We start from the raw sequence: 5,226 nt of genomic DNA on the forward strand, positions 1-5,226 counted from the left end.
CCCCAAGCCGGTCGCGAGCGCCGGCAGCGAGGTCACCGTCGCCGTTGCCTGCGACGCCTGCAGCAGCGCGATCCGCGCCGGCGCGATCAGCCCCTTCAGGGTCATCTCCGCGACCATGCCGATCACGATCACCACCACGAAGGAGCGCAGATTGCCGCGGCCGAGCAGCACCAGCGCACGCGAGCCGCAGCCATTCGACATCACCATGCCGTAGCCGAACAACAGCCCGCCGAAGAACATCAGCGGCGCCGAGAAGGTCGGCTGCAGATAGATCGACTTGCCGAGATCGACCAGGCCATAGGCCGCCAGCATCTGCGTGACGGCGATCGCTGTGGCCATCGCCAGCGCATAGCTGCGGACCAGCCGGCTGTCGCCCTCCGCCCACCAGCCGCGCAGGCTGCTCATCATGCAGAAGCCGCTGAGGAGCCCGATCGCGCCATAGACGAGACCAATGGCCAAGCCGCCGAGCACGACGACACTGTTAGATTCCATGGGGCCTCTCAGGAAGGTTGCCCGTCATTGCGAGCCACGGGGTCGCGCGAATGTGCGCACGATGACGGGCTCCGCGAAGAAATCCGTCGCGCCGAAGAAAGAGTTGATTGCTTCGGAGCTCACGTTCCTCGCAATGCCGGCTCAACTCTTTTTCTCGGGCCGAAGGATGACGCGATCGCGCGAGGAGCCGGCGACCGCAATGAAGGCCTGTCTTGCATCTTCCAGCGGATAGATTGCCGACTGACTGATCGGAAACGGCTTTAAATGCCCGCTCGCAAAGCCGGGGCCGAGCTCGCGCAGCACCCCTCCGGTCGCGATCGACGACAACCCGAGCGTGTCGATGCCGACATAGGTGTGCTGGCCGCGATAGAACTCCAGAATGTTGAACTGGACGATGCGATCGACCGCGGCGATCAGGATCTGGTGTCCGCGCAAGGCGAGCGATTTGTGTGCGGCCTCAAAATAGGGATCGCCGACGGTGTTGAAGACGATGTCGGCGCCGTGGCCGCCGGTCAGCTCGCGGACGCGCGCGGCGACATCGGTCGAGGATGCGTCGATCACCTCGACCCTGGCATTGGCGTGCCCGTCATAGGGCTCGGCCTTGCGCACCACGCCGATCGCGCGCGCGCCATGCCAGGTCGCGATCTGCACCGCGGCCTGTCCGACCTTGCCGTTGACCCCCATCACCAGCACGGTCTCGCCTGGCTTGGGGACGCCGGCGCGACGAAAACCCTCCATCGCGGTGACGAAGGGAACCCCGATGCCGGCGGCCTCCTCCCAGGAGATGCTGCTCGGCTTGTCGACGACTGCGTCGGTCTCGACCGCGAGATGCGTCGCATGGGTGCCGTCGCGGCGGATGCCGAGATCGCCGGACGAGCCGAATACCCCGCGGCCGATCCAGTCCGGCGGGCCGTCGATCACCACGCCGGCATAGTCGCGGCCCGGCGTGCGCGGAAACACCGCATAGGGCATCAGCCCGGTCGCCGCCTTGACGTCGGACGGATTGACCGCCGCGGCCTTGACCTCGATCAGCAGTTCGTTGGCGGCGCGCGACAGGCTGCGCCGCTCGACCATCGGCGCGAGCGAGGCCACATCGGCCGCCTTCGCATTCAACCGCACGCAGCGGGCTTCGACCGCGATGGGCCGGTCATTGTCCTGGGCAGTCGGCATGCCGAATGATCTCGCTGTTCTGGAAACCTCAGGAAACAGCAGTTACCCCTTCGGCCGCTTGTCGTAAACACGCTTGGCCTTGCCGAGCGAGCGTTCCAGGGTATCGGGTGCCACCACCCTGACCCGCGCGGTGATGCCGATGGTGTTCTTGATGTGGGTGCTGATCCGCTCGGCATGATCGGTCAGGCCGTTGCCGTCCCAGCTTTCGGGCCGCGCTTCGGCCGAGATGGTCAGCTCGTCCATGCGGCCATCACGCGTGAGTTCGAGGATGAAATGGCCGCCGCACCAGTCGGTCGCCAGCAGCAGCTCCTCGATCTGGGTCGGGAACAGGTTGACGCCACGCAGGATGATCATGTCATCGGAGCGGCCGGTGACCTTCTCCATCCGCCGCATGCCGGGCCGCGCCGTGCCCGGCAGCAGCCGCGTCAGGTCCCGGGTGCGATAGCGGATCACCGGGAAGGCCTGCTTGGTCAGCGAGGTGAAAACGAGTTCGCCCTTCTCGCCGTCCGGCAGAACCTGGCCGGTGTCGGGATCGATGATCTCGGGATAGAAATGATCCTCCCAGATGTGCAGGCCGTCCTTGGTCTCCAGGCATTCCTGGGCGACGCCGGGGCCGATCACCTCCGACAGGCCGTAGATGTCGGTGGCGTCCATGTCGAAGGCAGCCTCGATCTCGGCGCGCATCGCGTTGGTCCAGGGTTCGGCGCCGAAGATCCCGAATTTCAGCGACGACTTTCGCGAGTCGAGCCCTTGCCGTTTGAACTCGTCGAGGATCGCCAGCATGTAGCTCGGCGTCACCGTGATGATGTCAGGCCGGAAATCGTCGATGAGCTGCACCTGCCGCTCGGTCATGCCGCCTGAGATGGGCACGACGGTGCAGCCGAGCTTCTCGGCGCCGTAGTGCACGCCGAGGCCGCCGGTGAACAGGCCGTAGCCATAGGCGTTGTGGATGATCATGCCGCGCCGTCCTCCGGCGGCGCGGATCGAGCGCGCCATCACCGCCGACCAGGTGTCGATATCGGCCTGGGTGTAGCCGACCACGATCGGCTTGCCGGTGGTGCCCGAGGAGGCGTGGACGCGAACCAGTTGCTCGCGCGGCACCGCGAACATGTTGAAGGGGTAGTTGTCGCGCAGATCGGTCTTCACCGTGAATGGAAATTTCGCGAGATCGGACAGCTCGCTGAAATCCGAGGGATGCACCCCGGCCTCGGCGAAGGCCTTTTTGTAATGCGCAACGTTGTCGTAGGCGTGTCGCAGCGACCACGCGAGCCGGCCGGCCTGCAACGCCACGATCTCGTCGCGCGAGGCGCGCTCGGCGTCATCCATTTCGGGGCTGTAGCCGCCGGCCGTCGATCGAAGCTTGGTCGAAGCCATCTGGCGTTTCCTCAAATCTATTCCGGCTTGGCGTCCGCGTCCGGCTGTGGCAGCCAGGCGCCGCCAACGGTGCGGGAGTGGCCGCGAAATTCGGCGAGCACGGTATCGCCGGCCACAACACGCACGTCATAGATTCCGGAACGCCCGCTGCGCGAAATCTCGCGCGCTGTGGCGATCAATCTGTCGCCGAGCTTACCCGGACGGATGAAGGTGATGTTGCCCTGCGCCGCCACCACGCGCTCGTTGTGGCTGTTGCAGGCGAAGGCAAAGGCGGAATCGGCGAGCGTGAAGATGAAGCCGCCATGGGCGATGCGCTGGCCGTTGACCATGTCCGGCCTGACCGTCATCGCAAGCGTCGCCCGGCCCGGCCCGATCTCGACGATCTCCATGCCGAGCCCCTGGCTGGCGTCATCCTCCTTCCACATCGCATCCGCGCAGGCCCGCGCGAAATCCTCAGGCGAAAGTTCGGCCTTGACGTTCACAGCGGTCTCCCCGGATCGGGCCTGTTGAACAAGCCTCTTTAGGATGCCTACGTTAGATATGCCTTAGTCTTGAGGCCAAGCCACCGGGGTGTCAACGACCCCCCAAGCCCCTTCTCAAACCTTTCACACGTGGTCGTAATCCACCACGACCTTGTCGGTGACAGGCTTGGCCTGGCAGGTCAGGATGAATCCCGCCTTGAGCTCCCAGGGCTCGAGCGAATAGTTGATATCCATCTCGGCCTTGCCTTCGACCAGCTTGGCGCGGCAGGTCGAGCACATGCCGCCCTTGCAGGCGAACGGCAGGTCGACACCGCCGCGCAGCGCTGCATCGAGAATGGCTTCGCCCTCCGCGACCGGAACCTCGCGCCGCTTGCCGTCGATGATCAGCGCGGCAAACGCCTTTGGCGGCGCGGTCGGCGCGATCGCGAGCTTCGGGCGCGGCTTGCCGCCGAGCCCGGACACGAAGCGCTCGACATGGATGTGGTCCGGCGCGATGCCCAGATCGCGGCAGGTCGCCTCGACCTCCTCGCTCATGCCGGTCGGGCCGCAGATGAAGACGTGGTCGACGCTTGACGCCGGCACCAGCGAGCGCAGCAGCACCCTCACCTTCGCGTCGTCGAGCCGCCCGTGCAGGATCGGAATGTCCTGCTCCTCGCCCGATATGACGTGAAACACCGAAAAGCGATCGATGAAGCGGTCCTTGAGGTCTTCCAGCGCTTCGCGGAACAGCATGCCCGCTGTCGAGCGGTTGCCATAAAACAGGAAGAACTTGCTGTTCGGCTCGCGCGCCAGGATGCCCTTCACGATCGACAGGATTGGGGTGATGCCAGAGCCGGCGGCGAAGCCGACATGGGTGCGCGCTTCGCCAGGCTGCGACGCCACGCCGAAGCGGCCGGTCGGCGTCATTACCTCGATTTCGTCGCCGGCCTTGAGCTCGTCGGTCGCCCAGCTCGAGAACGCCCCGCCGTCGACCCGCTTTACCGCGATCCGCAGCTCGCCGTCGTCGGGACCGGAACAGATCGAATAGGAGCGGCGCAACTCCTCGCCGTCCATCATCGTGCGCAAGGTGAGATATTGCCCGGGCGCGAAGCGGTAATCGTCGGCGAGCGCTTTGGGGATGTCAAAGGACAATGAGACCGCGTCTGCGGTTTCACGGCGCAGGTCGCTGATGCTGAGGCGATGAAAACGCGGGATGGGTGCGGACATTCTCAATCCTCTACCGTCATTGCGAGGAGCCAACGGGTCGGCGCAAAGCGCCGCCCGATGACACGCTCCGCGACGAAGCAATCCATTCGGTCTGTCCCCGACACTGGATTGCTTCGCTTCGCTCGCAATGACGGCGGCTTCAATGACATTTGAAATAGTCGAACGGCTCGCGGCAATCCTTGCAGCGCCACAGCGCCTTGCAGGAAGTGGACCCGAACTCCGAGAGCAATTCGGTATTCTCCGAGCCGCATTGCGGGCACGCCACCTGCTGCACGCCAAACAGCGCGCGGCGCGAGCTTGCGGGCAACGGAGGCGCAATGCCGTAGTCCCTGAGCTTGCGGCGGCCGTCCTCGCTCATCCAGTCGGTGGTCCAGGCCGGCGACAGCACGATGCGCACCTTGCAACGGTCAAAACCGGCGCGCGCCAGCGCCAGCTCGATCTCCAGCGCGATCATGTTCATCGCGGGACAGCCTGAATAGGTCGGCGTGATCGCGACCTCGAC

6 protein-coding genes are annotated in these 5,226 nt (G+C 65.3%); all 6 read right to left on the bottom strand.

The features are described 5' to 3' along the window. Positions 1–492: YeeE/YedE thiosulfate transporter family protein (locus WCB02_RS37130; protein ID WP_423966809.1), on the bottom strand; the 492-nt coding region annotated here is incomplete at its 3' end. A gap of 141 nt (positions 493–633) precedes the next feature. Beyond that, positions 634–1,662: a quinone oxidoreductase family protein gene (locus tag WCB02_RS37135; RefSeq protein ID WP_423966812.1), complete on the bottom strand. Its 1,029-nt coding sequence runs from the start codon at positions 1,660–1,662 to the stop codon at positions 634–636. A 42-nt stretch (positions 1,663–1,704) separates the two neighbouring features. Then, positions 1,705–3,036 (bottom strand): phenylacetate--CoA ligase PaaK, encoded by a 1,332-nt coding sequence (gene paaK, locus WCB02_RS37140; RefSeq protein ID WP_423966815.1) that lies wholly within the window; start codon positions 3,034–3,036, stop codon positions 1,705–1,707. Between the two features lie 17 nt (positions 3,037–3,053). Continuing rightward, positions 3,054–3,518, bottom strand: coding sequence for a hydroxyphenylacetyl-CoA thioesterase PaaI (gene paaI, locus WCB02_RS37145; RefSeq protein ID WP_423966817.1), 465 nt, complete (start codon positions 3,516–3,518; stop codon positions 3,054–3,056). Positions 3,519–3,641: 123 nt separating this feature from the next. Further along, the gene (gene paaE, locus WCB02_RS37150; protein WP_423966820.1) at positions 3,642–4,724 is read right to left on the bottom strand and encodes a 1,2-phenylacetyl-CoA epoxidase subunit PaaE; all 1,083 of its coding nucleotides are present in this window, start codon (positions 4,722–4,724) and stop codon (positions 3,642–3,644) included. A 139-nt stretch (positions 4,725–4,863) separates the two neighbouring features. Further along, positions 4,864–5,226, bottom strand: a 363-nt coding sequence (paaD, locus tag WCB02_RS37155; RefSeq protein ID WP_423966823.1) for a 1,2-phenylacetyl-CoA epoxidase subunit PaaD, incomplete at its 5' end; no start/stop codon positions are given.

Origin of the sequence: Bradyrhizobium sp. (genome assembly GCF_049581145.1) — a bacterium.
Lineage (GTDB): Bacteria > Pseudomonadota > Alphaproteobacteria > Rhizobiales > Xanthobacteraceae > Bradyrhizobium.

Bases quoted from the DNA above. Each gene is read 5' to 3' on its own strand.
- WCB02_RS37135 (WP_423966812.1), bottom strand. From the start codon at position 1,662: ATGCCGACTGCCCAGGACAATGACCGGCCCATCGCGGTCGAAGCCCGC.
- paaK (WP_423966815.1), bottom strand. From the start codon at position 3,036: ATGGCTTCGACCAAGCTTCGATCGACGGCCGGCGGCTACAGCCCCGAA.
- paaE (WP_423966820.1), bottom strand. From the start codon at position 4,724: ATGTCCGCACCCATCCCGCGTTTTCATCGCCTCAGCATCAGCGACCTG.